Source organism: Adhaeribacter terreus (assembly GCF_042657365.1).
Classification (GTDB): Bacteria; Bacteroidota; Bacteroidia; order Cytophagales; family Hymenobacteraceae; genus Adhaeribacter_A; species Adhaeribacter_A terreus.
The window spans coordinates 72,923-89,398 of the sequence record NZ_JBHSKT010000007.1; the positions used below are offsets into that span (position 1 = coordinate 72,923).

General features: G+C 46.5%; 14 protein-coding genes. 8 read left to right on the forward strand and 6 right to left on the reverse strand.

The genetic code is table 11. The annotated features are described in order from the left end of the window. Nucleotides 1-79: 79 nt before the first annotated feature. Nucleotides 80-1,138 carry a class I fructose-bisphosphate aldolase gene (locus ACFPIB_RS12425; RefSeq protein ID WP_378017784.1) on the reverse strand — a complete coding sequence of 353 codons (1,059 nt, stop codon included), beginning with the start codon at nt 1,136-1,138 and terminating at the stop codon, nt 80-82. A gap of 289 nt (nt 1,139-1,427) precedes the next feature. Between ACFPIB_RS12425 and ACFPIB_RS12430 the strand changes: the two genes are divergently transcribed. Both ACFPIB_RS12430 and ACFPIB_RS12435 read left to right on the forward strand, forming a co-directional pair. Then, nucleotides 1,428-2,420 carry an OmpA family protein gene (locus ACFPIB_RS12430; protein WP_378017785.1) on the forward strand — a complete coding sequence of 331 codons (993 nt, stop codon included), beginning with the start codon at nt 1,428-1,430 and terminating at the stop codon, nt 2,418-2,420. Nucleotides 2,421-2,583: 163 nt separating this feature from the next. Next, on the forward strand, nt 2,584-3,078 hold the full coding sequence (locus tag ACFPIB_RS12435) for a GyrI-like domain-containing protein (protein ID WP_378017786.1): 495 nt from the start codon (nt 2,584-2,586) through the stop codon (nt 3,076-3,078). Nucleotides 3,079-3,175: 97 nt separating this feature from the next. Here the strand turns inward: ACFPIB_RS12435 and ACFPIB_RS12440 are convergent, their stop codons facing one another. Further along, a complete protein-coding gene (locus ACFPIB_RS12440) occupies nt 3,176-4,486 on the reverse strand; it encodes a hemolysin family protein (protein ID WP_378017787.1) in 1,311 nt (436 codons plus the stop codon). Nucleotides 4,487-4,715: 229 nt separating this feature from the next. Between ACFPIB_RS12440 and ACFPIB_RS12445 the strand changes: the two genes are divergently transcribed. Both ACFPIB_RS12445 and ACFPIB_RS12450 read left to right on the forward strand, forming a co-directional pair. After that, entirely contained in the window at nt 4,716-6,908 is a 2,193-nt protein-coding gene (locus tag ACFPIB_RS12445; RefSeq protein WP_378017788.1) for a protein-disulfide reductase DsbD family protein, read from the forward strand. Between the two features lie 204 nt (nt 6,909-7,112). Then, nucleotides 7,113-8,138, forward strand: coding sequence for an isoaspartyl peptidase/L-asparaginase family protein (locus tag ACFPIB_RS12450; protein WP_378017789.1), 1,026 nt, complete (start codon nt 7,113-7,115; stop codon nt 8,136-8,138). A gap of 184 nt (nt 8,139-8,322) precedes the next feature. On the opposite strand, the gene ACFPIB_RS12455 is transcribed toward ACFPIB_RS12450, so the two are convergent. Together ACFPIB_RS12455 and ACFPIB_RS12460 are read right to left on the reverse strand one after the other, a co-directional pair. Next, nucleotides 8,323-9,498 (reverse strand): MBL fold metallo-hydrolase, encoded by a 1,176-nt coding sequence (locus ACFPIB_RS12455; protein ID WP_378017790.1) that lies wholly within the window; start codon nt 9,496-9,498, stop codon nt 8,323-8,325. Nucleotides 9,499-9,516: 18 nt separating this feature from the next. Then, the gene (locus tag ACFPIB_RS12460; protein ID WP_378017791.1) at nt 9,517-9,714 is read right to left on the reverse strand and encodes a hypothetical protein; all 198 of its coding nucleotides are present in this window, start codon (nt 9,712-9,714) and stop codon (nt 9,517-9,519) included. A 195-nt stretch (nt 9,715-9,909) separates the two neighbouring features. On the opposite strand from ACFPIB_RS12460, the gene ACFPIB_RS12465 reads away from it, so the two are divergent. The 4 genes from ACFPIB_RS12465 (at nt 9,910) to ACFPIB_RS12480 (ending at nt 12,852) form a co-directional block, all read left to right on the forward strand. Continuing rightward, complete coding sequence (locus tag ACFPIB_RS12465) at nt 9,910-10,587, forward strand: hypothetical protein (protein ID WP_378017792.1); 678 nt, start codon at nt 9,910-9,912, stop codon at nt 10,585-10,587. A gap of 199 nt (nt 10,588-10,786) precedes the next feature. Continuing rightward, a complete protein-coding gene (locus tag ACFPIB_RS12470; RefSeq protein WP_378017793.1) occupies nt 10,787-11,047 on the forward strand; it encodes a hypothetical protein in 261 nt (86 codons plus the stop codon). Between the two features lie 99 nt (nt 11,048-11,146). Next, nucleotides 11,147-11,419, forward strand: a complete 273-nt coding sequence (locus ACFPIB_RS12475) for a hypothetical protein (RefSeq protein ID WP_378017794.1) — start codon at nt 11,147-11,149, stop codon at nt 11,417-11,419. A 605-nt stretch (nt 11,420-12,024) separates the two neighbouring features. Next, the gene (locus ACFPIB_RS12480; protein ID WP_378017795.1) at nt 12,025-12,852 is read left to right on the forward strand and encodes a DUF1206 domain-containing protein; all 828 of its coding nucleotides are present in this window, start codon (nt 12,025-12,027) and stop codon (nt 12,850-12,852) included. 65 nt (nt 12,853-12,917) lie between these two features. Here the strand turns inward: ACFPIB_RS12480 and ACFPIB_RS12485 are convergent, their stop codons facing one another. Both ACFPIB_RS12485 and ACFPIB_RS12490 read right to left on the reverse strand, forming a co-directional pair. Beyond that, a complete protein-coding gene (locus ACFPIB_RS12485) occupies nt 12,918-14,018 on the reverse strand; it encodes a PepSY-associated TM helix domain-containing protein (protein WP_378017796.1) in 1,101 nt (366 codons plus the stop codon). Between the two features lie 4 nt (nt 14,019-14,022). Further along, complete coding sequence (locus ACFPIB_RS12490; protein ID WP_378017797.1) at nt 14,023-16,398, reverse strand: TonB-dependent receptor; 2,376 nt, start codon at nt 16,396-16,398, stop codon at nt 14,023-14,025. Between the last annotated feature and the right edge of the window lie 78 nt (nt 16,399-16,476).

Here is a 16,476-nt window from a genome sequence, read left to right on the forward strand (position 1 = left end):
GTTGCTTCGCCTTTTTTTCGGGCACCGCAACCGGCCGTTCTGTTTATACTAAATGCGTATTTTGCAACAAAGCAAATACTTACGCTACCGTGATCTGGTTGTCCAGGTAAACATCCTGAATGGCGTTCAGTAACTCAACACCAACTTTCATGTCTTTCTGGAATGCTTTGCGGCCTGAAATTAAGCCCATACCACCGGCACGTTTGTTAACTACCGCCGTGCGTACTGCATCTGCCAGATCCGATTCACCTTTAGACTCACCACCAGAGTTGATAAGACCGGCGCGGCCCATGTAGCAGTTAGCCACCTGGTAACGGGTCAGGTCAATTGGGTTGTCAGAAGAAAGTTTATCGTACATAGCAGGGTGTGACTTCGCGAAGTTGATCGCTTTGAAACCACCGTTGTTCTCTGGTAATTTCTGCTTGATGATATCGGCCTGGATGGTTACGCCTAAGTGGTTCGCCTGAGCCGTGATATCGGAAGCAACGTGGTAATCTACGCCGTCTTTTTTGAACGCATTGTTACGCGCATAGCACCACAGAATAGTAGCCATACCCAACTGGTGCGCTCTTTCGAAAGCTTCAGCAACCTCGATGATCTGACGGGAAGATTCTTCAGAACCGAAATAGATAGTAGCACCAACCGCAGCAGCACCTAAGTTCCAGGCTTCTTCAACAGAACCAAACATGATCTGGTCGAATTTGTTCGGATAAGTTAACAACTCGTTGTGGTTGATTTTTACTACGAAAGGAATTTTGTGCGCGTATTTACGGCTCATCATGGCAAGGTTACCATAAGTAGTAGCCACGGCGTTGCAACCACCTTCAATAGCCAGTTTAATAATGTTTTCCGGATCGAAATAAATCGGGTTTGGCGCGAAAGAAGCACCGGCAGTGTGCTCAATGCCCTGGTCAACCGGCAGAATTGATAAATAACCGGTACCAGCCAAACGGCCGGTATTGTAAAGCTGACCTAAGTTACGCAGCACTTGCGGCGTGCGGTTGCTCTGACCAAAAACGCGGTCTACGAAATCCGGACCCGGCAGGTGCAGCATATCCTTGGAGATCGTTTTACACTCGTGCGTTAACAGGCTCTCGCCGTCTTTGCCCAACAGGGAAACAATATTATCGTGGTTCATTAGATTGTATAAAAGAGTTTTAGGAATTGAATTCGGCTCCGAAATTTTGCGCAAATATAGCTGTAAAAATTTACCCGCCATAATTTCCGGAATATGTTCCGCCGTAGTTTTGGGCTGAATGGTAATTATGCGGAATAAAAACCGTAATTCTGTACGGTAAACCTTGTTTTTAAAAGTGCATTTAGTTTTTGCGCCAGAAAACCTACCGTTTTATGCAGTACAGATTTTTGCGCCCCGTACAGGTTTTTAATTATATTTGTGAGCAATACTCTTTCATTTATCAATACTTATGAACACAACTTTTGTACGAAGCGCCTGCACGTTTTTACTGGGCGGCGCCCTGCTTTCGGGTTGCGTAGCGTCTAAAAAATACGACGACCTACTGAGCCAGAAAATGAACCTGGAACGCGAAAAGGCCGAATGCGATAACAGCCTGGCGAAACTTCAGGCTGATAAGAAAAATTTAGACGAGCTTTACGCCGAACTGACCAAAAGCAACAATAAACTGGTAGCCGATTCTATTCAGACCGGCATAATTCTGCGCAAAACCAAGCAGCTTTATAATGACCTGAACAATACTTACGACCGCCTGAACAAAAACCACGAAAAACTGCTGGCCAACAGTGCTTCCGAAACCAGCAAACTTTCCGGTGACCTGGCGCGCCGCGAAGCTGAAATGAAAGCCCTGGATGCCTCTTTAAACAAAAGCAAAGGCCAGATAGACCAGTTAAGCACCGATCTGAAAGCCCGCGAAGAAAAACTGAAAGAACTGCAGCGCATTCTGGACGAAAAAGACAAAGCGGTAGCCAACCTGAAAAACAAAGTGAACAATGCTTTGCTCGGCTTCAATTCCAAAGACCTGACCGTGAACGTAAAAAACGGCAAAGTTTACGTTTCGCTTTCGGAGCAATTGCTGTTTAAATCGGGCAGCACCAAAGTAGATAAAAAAGGTGAAGATGCGTTGCAGAAACTGGCCAAAGCTCTGAAAGATCAGGATGAAGTGAACGTGGTAGTAGAAGGCCACACCGACGATGTGCCGATCAGCAAAGCTTCGGGCGGCATTAAAGATAACTGGGACCTGAGCGTTTTACGCGCCACAGAAATTACCCGTATCCTGGCAGACGCCGGTTTCCCGGGTGCCCGCATTACGCCAAGCGGCCGCGCCGACAACGTGCCTTTGGAAGCAGCTAAAACCGCCGAAGCCCGTCAGAAAAACCGCCGTACCGAAATTATCTTAACCCCGAAACTGAACGAGCTTTTCCAGATCCTGGAAACGAATTAATTGCCGGAAAACGGTATGTTTTTATAGTAAAAAAGTCAGGCCTGTTGGTCTGGCTTTTTTATTTTATGCATTTCGGAATTCTTAAAAAATTCTACCTTTCCTGCACGATTTTCTGAGATGTTATTATTCCCGATATTCAATAAATTTTAAGCTTTATTTTTCAATGATTCCGCGAATAGAAACAATTACCGGTAAAAAACTCATCGGCCTGCACAAAACCATGTCGCTGGCCGAAAATAAAACCGCTGAACTTTGGCGCAACTTCATGCTCCACCGGAAGGAAATCAGGAATAATATTGATACTGATCTTTATTCTTTGCAAGTATATCGGCCCGATCATTTTGTAAACTTCCGGCCGCACAACGAATTTGAAAAGTGGGCATTAACCGAAGTGGCTGATTTTAAAGATGTTCCTGCCGGAATGGAAACGTTTGATCTGCCGGCCGGCACATACGCCGTTTTCAATTATAAAGGAAAACCAAGTGAAGCAGCCCAAACGTTTCAGTATATTTTTACCAACTGGCTCCCAAATTCTGCTTATGAACTCGACAACCGGCCGCACTTCGAAATTCTGAGCGAAAAATATAAAAATGAGCACCCCGATTCGGAAGAAGAAATCTGGATCCCGGTTAAGCTGAAAGCTGATAAAAACAAGTAATAAATTTTGCTCTGTTTGCATGAAAAAAGCCAGGCCGCGCGGCCTGGCTTTTTTCATGCAAAACGGTAGCGTTTTAAGTGAAAAAACTAATCACTAATTAAAGAATATCGTCGCGTTTGTCTTCGGTAACTCTCAGTTGCACCAGTTCAATTTTGCGGTCCGATTTCTCGAGCACCTTCACATCGTACACATCAAAAACCATGGCTTCTTCTTTATCCGGAATGTGGCCGAAAATGTAGTTCACAAAGCCACCAACGGTTTCGTAATCATCACCTTCGGGAAGCGGGTAAGGCAAGAATTCGTTTACGTCGGAGATATAAGCGGAGCCTTCGAGCTGGTATTCAAAATCGGAGGTTTTCTTTACAATGGCATTTTCGTCATCGTATTCATCCTGAATTTCGCCCACCAGTTCTTCCATAATATCTTCTATGGTTACAATGCCGGCCACGCCGCCAAACTCATCGGTTACAATGGCCATGTGCAAACGTTTGCGCTGGAATTGCTGTAAAAGGCGGTTGATCTTTTTGGTTTCCGGAACGAAATAAGCCGGTCGCATCAGCTTTTCGAGCTCAATTTCTTCATTCTGCCGCATTTTTATCAGCAGGTCTTTCACGTAAAGCACGCCCACAATATTATCGATGGTTTCTTTGTAAACCGGCATGCGGGTGAACCCTTCGGCAAAAATGCGCTCCATTATTTTTTCGGTAGGCATATCTATAGCCAGGGCCGTAACGCTGGTGCGGGGCACCATGATCTGCTTTACCATCCGTTCCGAAAACTGGAAAACGTTCTCGATCAGTTCGTGCTCCGAAACTTCTATTTCGCCGCTTTCCTTGCTTTGTTCAAAAAGTAAACGTAGCTCGGCGGCCGTATGTACTTCGGAACCATGCATCGGCGAAATACCCATCAGGCGGAGGATAAAATTCGAAAAACCGTTCAGGATCCAGATGGCTGGCTGAAAAAGGAAGTAAAAGAATTTTAAGGGATAAGCTACCGCCAAACTTGTGGATTCCGGCCGCTGAATGGCTAACGATTTTGGGGCTAATTCTCCGAAAACAATGTGCAGCACAGTAATTAAAGCAAACGAAATAGGTAAGGCAATGCTGTGTGCCAGTTCCGGGGTGCCTTTGTAGCCCACCAGTTCCATCAGGTGAATGATGATTTCGGAAACCACGCCTTCGCCAACCCAACCCAAACCAAGAGAAGCCAGTGTAATACCCAACTGCGTAGCCGAAAGGTAAGCATCCAGTTTATGGGTCATTTTGTGGGCTACTTCGGCGAGCTTGTTTCCGGCCTGGGCGCGGAGTTCCAGCTGCGAAGCCCGCACTTTTACCAGGGCAAACTCAGCGGCCACGAAAAAGCCGTTAAGAAAAACCAGGAAAATGGTAATAAGAATATTCAGGAGCATAGTTTGTATGGAGCATTCCGGGAGAATAGGAATTCCCGAAGCTAAGCCAAAATTACAGTTATCCGGTTAATTTCAAACAATTGACTGGCAGGCTTTACGTTATTTTAAAGTGTTGCGGCTGAAAACGGTTTCGGGAATTCTGAAAAAATGCTATCAAAATTGCCGAAAAAGTGCGTAATTGCTTTTAATTTTCAATGGCTTAGCGTTTTTAATAATCATTTCCTTTTAAATGAAAACCCGCATATTTTTCCTGCTGCTCTTAACATTTTTTGTCCGGGTGGCGGCAGAAGCTCAAATTCTGGAACCTGTAAAGTGGAGCTTCGATGTTTCGAAGAAAGAAGTGAAAATAGGGGAGGAGATCGAGCTGATCTTTAACGCCACAATAGACCAGGACTGGTATTTATATTCTTCCGATTTCGATCCGAATTTGGGTCCGACCGTAACGACTTTTAAATTCAAAAAAAGCCCGGCTTACGAGATCATCGGTAAAATAAAAGCGGTAAACCCGAAGAAGAAATTCGATGATATCTGGGGCGGGGAATATACCTACTTTGTCAAAACTGCGCAGTTCCGCCAGAAAGTAAAAATATTGCAGGCCAACCCGGTTATTAAAGGCACTTACGATTACCAGACCTGCACCGAAACCGACGGCAAATGCATTCCCTTCAACGAAGATTTTACCTTCAACCAAATAAAAGTTAGCGGTGCAGCAGCAACCCCGGAACCAGCTAAACAAACCGGCAGCGTAACACCCGTAAAAGCGCAAACCGCGGCTACACCAGTTGTAAAAACCGATTCATTAACAGCTTCTGCCGCACCTGCCGATAACGCCGTTGCCACAAACGTTCAGGCCGAAGTAGCCAATGATTCGGCTCAAAACGCTATAGTTTCGGAGGAAAAAACTGCTGTAAGTGCCACCGAAACCACTGCTGCTGCAACAGCGGCGGTGCCGGAAAGCCTGTGGTCATTTTTCCTGATCGCGTTTGGTTCCGGTTTGGTAGCTTTGCTCACGCCCTGCGTATTCCCGATGGTGCCCATGACGGTGAGTTTCTTTACCGGCAGCAGCGGCTCGCGCGCCAGTGGTATTTTTAAAGCGGTGGTTTACGGCCTTTCCATTATTGCCATTTATACCATTATCGGTACGCTTGTTTCCCGTATTTTCGGCGGCGATGCGGCTAATTTCCTGAGTACGCACTGGTTGCCAAACGTAGCATTTTTCCTGATCTTCCTCATTTTTGCCATGTCGTTCTTAGGCATGTTCGAAATTACCTTACCGAGTTCGTGGCTTACCAGCGTAGATAAACAAGCCGATAAAGGTGGTTGGCTGGGTGTGTTTTTTATGGCGTTTACGCTGGTATTGGTTTCGTTTTCCTGCACTGGTCCCATTGTAGGCAGTATTTTAATTGCTTCGGCCTCCGGCGATATTCTGAAACCAACCATCGGCATGTTTGCCTATTCGCTGGCTTTTGCGCTGCCGTTTACCTTATTCGCCATTTTTCCGTCGTGGCTGAGCGGTTTGCCAAAATCGGGCGGCTGGCTGAACTCCGTGAAGGTGGTTTTAGGTTTTATCGAACTGGCTTTGGCCCTGAAATTCTTAAGCATCGCCGACCAGGTTTACCACTGGAATTTACTGAACCGCGACGTGTATCTGGCGCTCTGGATTGTGATCTTTGCGCTTATGGGTTTCTACTTGCTGGGGAAATTAAAACTGCCGCACGATTCCGAACTGAAGCATGTAAGTGTGCCGCGCGTTTTATTGGCTTTGGTTTCTTTTGCCTTTGTCGTGTATCTGATTCCGGGTTTATTTGGTGCGCCGCTAAAGCCCCTTTCCGGTTACCTGCCGCCGCAAACTTCCCGCGATTTTAATATGAGTTCCGGCCCGCAGCAAGCATCGCTTTTACCGGTTCAGAACGAAAACGCGCTTTGCGAAAAACCGAAATATGCCGATTTCCTGGAATTGCCGCACGGCCTGCAGGGCTACTTCGATCTGGACCAGGCTTTGAAATGTGCGCAAGCTGTAAATAAGCCAATATTCATCGATTTTACCGGCCATGGTTGCGTAAACTGTCGCGAAATGGAAGCTAACGTCTGGTCCGATCCGCAGGTTTTAAAACGCCTCCGCGAAGATTATGTGGTGGTGGCTTTGTACGTAGATGATAAAACCGAACTTTCGAAAGAAGAACAGTACGTGTCGAAATACGATGGCAAAGAAAAAACTACTATCGGCCGCAAATTCGCCGATTACCAGGTAACGAAATTCAACGTAAATGCCCAGCCATACTACGTGCTGCTCGGCCCCGACGGCGAAAAACTGAACGAACCGGTAGCGTATAATTTAGACATCGCCGCCTTCGTAAAATTCCTGGATCAGGGAAAAGCAAATTACCAAGCCAAATTCAGCAAAGGCCTCGCAAAACGGTAGGGATTTCAGGTGAAAAACTCAAAAGCCGCTTCCGGGAAAAACCTTGGAGCGGCTTTTTTTATTCGATCTGTAGAGACGCAAAGTATTGCGTCTCTACTGCATTACAATTGATAAAAACGCCAGGGATTTACCCTTAAAAACTGATGGAATTTTAGGCTAAATTTGTTTTTGTTCACTCACATTTCCAGCCCTTATTTTTGTTATATGCGCCAGCTTTTCCTTCTATGTACCTTCGTTTTTAGCCTGAATGTGGTAGCATTTTCGCAGAAGGTCTATCCGATCACGCTGGTAATTCACGGTGGCGCCGGTAATATTTCGAAGCAAAACCTAACGCCGGAAAAAGAAAAAGCTTACCAGGAAGGGCTGAACGCTGCTTTAACGGCCGGTTATGCGGTTCTGGAAAAAGGCGGCACCAGTCTCGATGCCGTAGAAGCTGCTATTCGCGTTATGGAAGATAATCCGCTTTTTAATGCCGGCAAAGGCGCCGTTTTCACCAACGATGGCAAAAATGAACTCGACGCGGCCATCATGGATGGGGCAACCTTGAAAGCCGGTTCTGTAGCGGGAGTAAGCACCATCCGCAATCCGGTTTCGGCGGCAAGAGCAGTTATGGAAAGATCGCCGCACGTAATGCTGGTACGCCGCAGGGCGGAAAAGTTTGCGCAGGAACAAAAATTAGAGATCGTTTCGCCGGAATATTTCTACACCGAGCCGCGCTACAAACAACTGCAGAAAGCCCGCGAAGAAGACAACCAAAAGCTCGATCATTCCTCCGATACCACCGGCAGCACTTTACCCATTTTACTGGAAGGAAAGAAATTCGGAACGGTGGGCGCGGTAGCTTTAGATAAATACGGAAACCTGGCAGCGGCAACTTCCACCGGCGGCATGACCAACAAGCGTTACGGCCGGGTAGGAGATGCACCTATTATTGGCGCCGGCACCTATGCCAACAACCAGACCTGCGCTGTTTCAGCCACCGGCCACGACGAATATTTTATCCGCTATACCGTTGCCTCCGATATTTCCGCGCTGATGCAATACAAACACAAATCGGTAGGGAAAGCGGCTGAAAAAGTGGTGCTGGAAAAACTCGTAAAAGCCGGCGGCGAAGGCGGCGTGATTGCCTTAAACCGCAAAGGGAAATTTGCGATGCCATTCAATTCCAGCGGAATGTTCCGGGGCTATAAAAATGCTAACGCTTCGGAGGTTAAAATTTTCAAAGAGTAGTTTTTCGGCCCCAAACCCTACCGTTTTAAAACAAATTTTCAGCAAGATAAAGCTGCCAAAATGAAAAAATGGAATAAAGCCACCGGTTTTTTCAGCCAGCGCCTTATTCCATTTTTGTTACTGAATCCAGCAATCCCGAATCACCAGATTTTAAAATTCACTAATTCACTAATTAGCACATTAATTAAGGATATTCGTTACTCGGACTGTCCGGGCGTATAAAATCACGGTTTCCCGGATATCGTTGGGCAGAATTTTCGTGCTGTTTCGGGCCACTGCGACGCAGCAGTTCGTTATCTTCCACTTCCGGAATTTCGCCGTAAACCGAGAGGTTCATTTCTTCACCGTAATATGGGTGGTTATCCAGTGGGCTTTCTGCGGAATTTGCTTTATTATTCTTTTTCCGGCGGGAAATTGCAAAAGCTGCCAAACCTGCCACGGTAATTAAACCGGCAATTTTCAGCGCTTTGGTAGCTGGCGTAGAAACGGCATCCGGTACCGAAATTACGCCTTGTTCGTTCATTACAGCCGGTTGATTCACATAACGACCGTGGGTAGGCACTGCCAGTTGGTCAAAATATTTTGCGAGTTCTTCCAGTTCATCGCGCATGCGTTCGCCGCGCATCGGCACGCCGTGGCCGCTGGCAATTACGTTCGGTTGCAAAGCCGCAATGGCTTCTACAGATTGCCGGGCCGCTGCCCAGTCAGGCGTAAAATAGGTTGGCGGGCCACAAATTTCCGGATCATCCGTCAGCACAGCCAGCGCCGATTCTGGTTTGCGCGTTACTACGGCATCGCCCACTATCAACGTGCGGTCTCTTTCCCGGAAAAAGGATACGTGCCCCGGGCTATGACCCGGCGTATGGAACCAGCGCCACTCCGGTAAACCGGGCACAGAACCATCGGTTGGTAACGGCTGCACCAAACCACCCACATTGATCGGTTTTTTCGGGTACATAAAGCTCATGTAAGCCATGGCGCCGCCGCCCACGCTTGGGTCTGGAGGCGGGTAGCTCGAAAGACCAGTGAGGTAAGGAATTTCCAGGTGATTGGCGTAGATCGGTACATTCCATTCCAAGGCCAGTTCTTTCAGCGCGCCTACGTGGTCGAAGTGGCCGTGCGTAAGAATGATGGCGCTCGGACGGGCATCTTTCCCAAAATGGGCTTCGGCTACTTTTTTTATGCGCTGCGCCGAACCGTACAAGCCGGCATCTACCAGCACCCAGTTACCGCTTGGCCCTTCGGAGCCGCGCACAAAATACACATTCACGAAAATGATCTTCATGCCCGTAACGCCATCGGCTACGGCATACAAATTTTCTTTTTTATCTACGGTTAAAGTTCTAGTAGAATGCTCCATGTTCTGTTTTTTGGGTTTTTAACTATCTTCGCGGCCGGCAATGCTGTGCTCGTTCCCTCTGTCATGCATCGAATTGGTATCGGTATCGGTGGAACGGCCGCCTTTTCCGCCCTGGCTTTCCTGCGCATCTTTACTGCTGTGCATGTCCAGGTTTTCCTGATTAAAAGGTTGTTTTTCAGGCTTTTCTTTGTTTTTGTCGGTTTCTTCGGGTTGCATCGTTTTTCAGGTTTATGATGAAAGAAAGATACTGTTTCGGAAAAATTATGTACGGATGTGCGCGTGAATTGGCTGTTTTAAGTAAGATTAATTTTAACCTGCTTTTCTGGATTTATTCCCGTAATTTTGCACCCGCAAAAATGGTAGGGTTTTTGGGCTGAAAAGTAGAGCCTAAAAATCATCCGGTTAAAATTTATGAGCAAGAAGTGGGGAATGGTTTGGTTGGTTCTGTTTTGCAGCGCATGGCAGGTTTTGCAGGCGGCTGTATTGCCAGATTCACCAGATTCTACGGCCGTTCCGGCGTATAAAAAAGCCCGTTTCGTTTTCAATTTCGATACCCGCTATACCTTATTCGATAACGGGCCCATACGCGTGAATGGGTTGAAAACCGGCGTAGAATGGCATAATAAATTCCGGACCGGGATTGGGTATTATTTCCTACGGAACCCTTTCGTTACCAAGTTTCCAGGGGCCAGCGCCGATCAGCCGGCCACCGAAGCCCGCGTAAAGTTTCATTACGGCGCCGTTTACGGAGAATATGTGTTGCTCAGAAATGCGAAGTGGGAGTTAAGTTTGCCGCTTCAGGCGGGTTTTGGTAAACTTAAAAACGAACATTATACCGCCAGTGGAAATTTGCTGCGTTCCAAAACCGAACCGCTTTACCTGGTAGAACCTTCTGTAGCGGCCCATTATAAGGTCTGGAGTTGGGCTGGTATTGGTGCCGGACTTGGTTACCGGCAAATGCTGGGCCAGCAACACCGCGAAACCAGCCACCTGAACGCACCTATCTATTACATTAAAGTGAAGTTGTTTGCCGGCGAACTTTACCGCCAGTTACGCAGCAAATATTGCCCGCCTTCTTCGGAAATTTAGGATTATTCAGTTATTTGCAATTGCAGCTGGTTTCGGTCCAAAACGGAAGGTGTATAAACAAGTCCTGCATGCGATTCCGGAAAAATAATTGCATTAGCTTTTCTAAACGGTATACTTTTGGGTGCAAAAACTGCGTTTAGTAGAAAATGGTTTTTAAGCGTTCCGGGAATTAATTGGGGCGCAAAAGAGTTTTTTTAATATGGTAAATTTAATTGTTCCCCCAAAATACCAGGCCATGTATGCCTGGTGCATCGACGATACGCTGCCGGCCTTCGAGCCCGAGGCTTGGATCGAGGAAGGCCGGGTGTATGCCGTAAAACACATTTCTGAACCGCTTAATATTTCTGAAGGCTACGCCCTGACGATTTTAGATAAAAATGGAGCCGAAATTCATCCGTCCGATTCGCACTGGAGCTTTGCTTCCAATCGCTTCGAGATGTTCTCGGTGTTTCTGAATTAAATGTTGAAAAAGGATATTTACGATCCTGAAAGATGAAAGGGCTGCCGGCGGTAGTCCTTTTATTTTCTTCGCTTTTACGGCAAAACCGTATGTTTTCTTATGCTGAAACTGTTGGAATTTAGTGCGTTGTCATCGGCGGAAAAAGCGGCTTATGTGTTGGAGCATGGCCAGTATATTCATTTCCGGATAAAAGGCTGGTGTAAAATAGACCTCTACCTGGTAAAGTGCGGCCCCGGCTCAACCGAAAGTTTTTATGCCGAACTCTGGTATTATTACGATCTGAAAAGCGTTGGTTTGGTGCGGGTATTCGAAACTGCGCCGCCACTGGAACCCTACACCGAAAACATTAATCTTCGTTTTTCCGGGAAATAAAAAAAGTGCACCGGGGAGGTGCACTTTCAAGAAGGTTACTCGCTAAGAGAAAATCAAATATCTCACCCTTTAAAAAACCCTATGAGCGGAAATAACCTTTTTCTATTAAGCACTCGGCTTAAATATTTTTAAACGTAGCAAATATAGGATTTCACTATTTCATTTCCAAATTGTTACGCAAAATAAAATAATTACCCATTATCCGAAGCCTGCAGCCAGCATAAGTAAGAAATAATTTCCGTGATAAAGAAGAAAAGAAGGATCGTTTTCTTTCTTCTGATGCTAAAATGCTGTTATATAAAATGCTTCACGCAAATTTGTAAAATTCCTGCCAGGTCATCCCTTCCGGTTACTTTGTCTCTTACGCTGGTTTGCCCGTTTTATTGTATGGCCGACTAGTAATTCTTTGTCTTTATATTCTGCTTTTCCAAAAAAGTAAATTCTTTAGCTTGTCAACTTCAGCGTTGCAGGGTCGTAATTCTTTTTCAGATTTTCCTGTTTCTCTTTGTTCCGAATTTCCGGAATCTGTTACCTATTGGCAATTTATTTAACGTAAAAACCCTGCTGCTGCATTTACGTGTAAGGGAACAAATAAATCCACTTTCATGAAAGATATTGCCGATTACGTGCCTGGTCCGCCGCCCAAGTGGGTTGAGCGTTTTGCCCGGTTTGGGCTTATTGCAAAAGGAATTGTTTATAGTCTGGTAGGCATGCTTGCTTTTATGGCGGCCTTCGAATTACGCGGAAGCTCCGAAAGAGAAGCAGATAAGAAAGGCGTTTTTCAGTTCGTGCTGGAGCAACCTATGGGCAAAGTAATGCTGGCATTAATTGGTATCGGCTTACTTTTTTACGCGGCCTGGCGCTTTATTCAGGCTCTCCGCGACAGCGAAAATAAAGGTAAGAACGCAAAGGGAATCGGTAGAAGGATCGGTTATCTTTTCAGTGGTTTGGTTTATGGCGGTTTAGCCATTTATGCGCTTAAATTGGTATTGGGCAAACCTGCGAGTAACTCCGATAGCCGTCAGACATTGGCCAGTGAATTATTATCGCAGCCTTTCGGGCAGTGGCTTTTAGGTGCAGTAGCGTTGGGAATGGCCATAATTGGAATTTACCAGATCTATTATGGCCTTTCCGATAAATATAAAAAGAATGTGCAGGCCTCGGGAATCAAATCTGAATACGAAAGTCTGATGATCCGGGCGGGCAAATTCGGTTACATGGCGCGGGGCGTGGTGTGGCTCCTGATCGGGTATTTATTTCTGCGGGCCGCCATGCATGCCAATCCTAAAGAAGCAGGCGGAACCGGAAGTGCTTTTCAATTTCTGGAAGAAGCTTCGTACGGATCTTTTTTATTAGGGGCGGTTGCATTTGGTTTGTTTTGCTACGGCGTTTTCATGTTCATGCGCGCGCGTTATCAACCCATCAGCACCTGAGTTTTTCAGCCCGAAAGCATAGCGTTTTTAAGCACAAAACGCTATGCTTTTCATGGTAAAAACTGCTAGACCATTTTAACTTTTGGCTGCGGTTGCTTTACCGAAATATTCTGCTGCCTGCGCCGGTAAAACCAGATCACAAAACCGGAAACTGAAAGCAAGCCCGGCATTAAACCAAAAAAGGCATATAAAATTTTTACACCAATACCGGCATAATTACCGAAATGAAGCACCTGCAGCATTTTTGCAAGTCGCAGATTCCAGGGCTTATTTTTTAACAGGTCCGTTTTTTCGATCTCGCCGGTTTTGGAATTGGCCTGTAGGCTGCTGTAAAATTCGCCATAAATTACCGGATCGGATCTTAAATGACCAAGTAATTGCATGGCACCGCCTTCTTTGGCCGGAAACCGCAAATAGGTAACTTCAAATTCCGGATTGGCTTGTTTTACCTGCTGCAGCATTTTATCGATCGAAACACTTACTGCCGGACTTTCAATTTTCTGATCTTTCTTTTTCAGGGTATTTTCAACTACCAGGTAACCCAGCCAGATTCCGGAAACGCTCATGAGTACATTGAAAAGCAAACTCCAGACTCCTACAATGCGGTGCAACCCGGAAAAAAAGGCGCGCCGGTTTTGCAGTGTAATTTTCTGGCGGAAAAGCAGGACTTTCAGAAGCGATTTGCGGTAAAGCAGTAAGCCGGTTATGGTTAGAACCAGGAAGGCCAACCCGCAAAGCAGTACCATAATTTTCCCGGAAGTGCCGGCAAAAAGGGTATAGTGCAGCAGCAAAAAAGTGTGGGTAAGCCGGTTTTCGGCCCGATGATCGGTGTGTAAAATTACGCCGGTTTCGGGGTGAGCGAATATCCATTTTCGCAGCGTTTGCTGCCGCAATTCATATTTCAGCGCTTCGGTATTCGTTTTGGGCAACTCCGGAATCCTGATTTCCCAACCCGGATTTTCAAGACGAACTTTTTCGAAAGAACGGTCGATCTTCAAACTTGCGGCCGGCTGCGTTAACGTAAAATGCTGCGCGTAAATGGACCGGTCTATTTCCTCTTCAAAAAGCAATACCACCCCGGAAGCACTAATAGCCAGCAGAAATATGCCGGCTATCAGTCCGCACCAGTGGTGCAGGGAAAAAGTACGTTTGGTTCGTTTTTTCAAAAGGTTACCATTTAAAGGAAGCACCTAACTGGTAACGTGCGCCGTTAGCCCGAATATAATCGGCATCGCGGCCATAAGCGTAGGCAATAGGCAGGTAATATTTTTTATTCAGCATATTTTCTACCCCAAGGTTCAGGCTCAGTTTTTCAGTAACCTGGTAGGCTGCACTCAGGTTAAAAATATCGAATGCCTGTACCGGACCTTCCCCAATGCCGTAAGTGCCGTTCTTTTTCGGATCGGTGCTTACGATCGGCTCGAAACGGTCGCGGGCGCCGGAGTACAGCCATTGCAGGTTCAGGAATAGTTTTTCGGTAGGTTTGGCTGTTACGTAAGCCGTGATCTTTAAAGGAGCAATGCGGGTACCCGTCAGGTAAACATCTTTCTCGTCTTCAAAATTATTGTTGTTGTTCAGGTCAGCTTTGCCTTCGCTCTTCGCAATGCTGGCCCCGATCTGGAATTTTTTCGAAAGGAATACATCGGCTACGGCTTCAAAACCTTCCACGTGTTCCGGCGCGCGCTGAATCTGGTAAGCAGTATTTTCGGCATTTGCTACCAGGTTGGCTCCAAGTTGGGAAGTGCTGATAAAATAAGCACCGCTGAAGGAAACGATCCCTAATTTGCTATGGAAACCGGCTTCGTAATTATTAACCACCACCGGCTTAATATCCATTTTAGCTACGTAATCTTCGGTAGCGCCACGTACGTAACGGCCTATGTCGATAATAGAAAAACCTTGCGAATAGCTTACAAATGGTTTGAAATATTCAAGGCCGGCGTAGCGCAAACCTACATTAAAAGTAGAAGCATCGAATTTTATAGTACCGCCGTTTATGAATTTACCGCCGGAGCCATTTTCATTTTTTACCTGGGTGAAAGAAGGCACATCTACCTTAACATTATCGAAACGGTAGCCGGCTTTAAAGATAAAGTCTTCATAAACGTTTAATTGTAGCTGGGCATAAGGGGCAATGTTTTTCAGGTCCATTTCCGGAACCCAGGTGCGGCCGTCTACGAGCGGCTGCGACGTTACATCGTTCAGGTAATCTGCACCGTAGATCACATTTCCTTCCACGTGGTTGCCAAACATTAATGGTGAATTGAAGTTGAAACGGGCACCGTTCTTATCCGATTTAATGGTAGACTGGCCGCCGCCCGCGAAAGAAGTCGGAGAGAAGGTCCAGCCGTAGATGGTAGAGAATCGCTGGGTGTAAACGCTGGCTTCCAGGCTGGTATTCCCGATCAGGTTGCTGGCAATATATTTGAGTTGGGCGTTGTGGTTGTATTTGGTTCCTTCGGGCGCGCCTTTCCGTTCACCTAAAACCCCGATGGTAGGAAACTGGTTATATTTACCGATCTTTTCTACATAATGGCTGGCCTGCTGGCTCCCGAAAAAGTTGTACATCCCTTCCACGCGATGGTTGGAAGTTATGTTGTAGCCGCCCTTAAAAAAGCCGTTATACATCTGGGTTTCGCCTAAGCCGTAAACCGGCGACAGCACTTTCCCTTCCGCATCTTTATAAACGCCGGTTTGTTCGTACGTGCCGCTGGTCAGGTAATCGAATTGTTTTATTTTGCCGGAAAACTGTTGCGTTATGCGGCCGCCCATGGTGTTGTTGCGGTGTACCAGCATGCCGGTATTAGCAATAGAAGTATAAGCGCTGAAAGGTTTGGTAGCATCCGGTTTTTTGGTGATGTAATTGATCAGACCACCGTCGGCCCCGTTGCCATAAATGGCGGTGGCGCCTTTTACAACTTCCACGCGCTCAATGGCTTCCGGGTCTATGGAGCGAATGTCGCGGCTACCGGCCCGTAGTGGCGTAGATTGCGGAATACCATCTACCATTACCAATACGTTGCGGCCGCGCAAAGTCTGGCCCACGTTGCTGGTTGTATTCGAATTTAGTGCCAGGCCAGGAACTGAAGTAGCCAGCACGGCAGCAATATTCGGGTTAATCTTGATCTGGTTGCGCAGGGTTTGCTGATCGATCACGTGTACGGAAGCAGGCGTTTCATCCAAGGCTTCCGGCGTACGGCCTGCCGAAACTACTACTTCATCGAGGGCTCGGCCGTTTTCTTTTAGTGTAAGTTCCAGGCTTCTTTCTTCGCCGGCACCCAGGTTAATTTCCATTCTAACGGGGCTGTATCCAATGCCACCTACGCGCAGAAAATAACGGCCACTTTTTATTTGCTTCAGCTCGAAATTTCCTTCCGTATCTGTTGTAGTGCCCAGAACCGAGCCTTCTAAAGCAACCGGTACATAAGCAACCGGCTGGCCGTTCTCATCTTTTACAACACCGGCAAGCGTGCTTAATGGAGATTGGGCAAATGTGCTAAACGAAATAAGAAGAAAAATAAGCGAGAGCAAACAACGAACTTTCATTATTCTATTTTTAATTAATCTAAATTATGCTGCAAAAGTAAAGGTCATAATCTAGTTTTGCAAGGTATTTAGACTTAA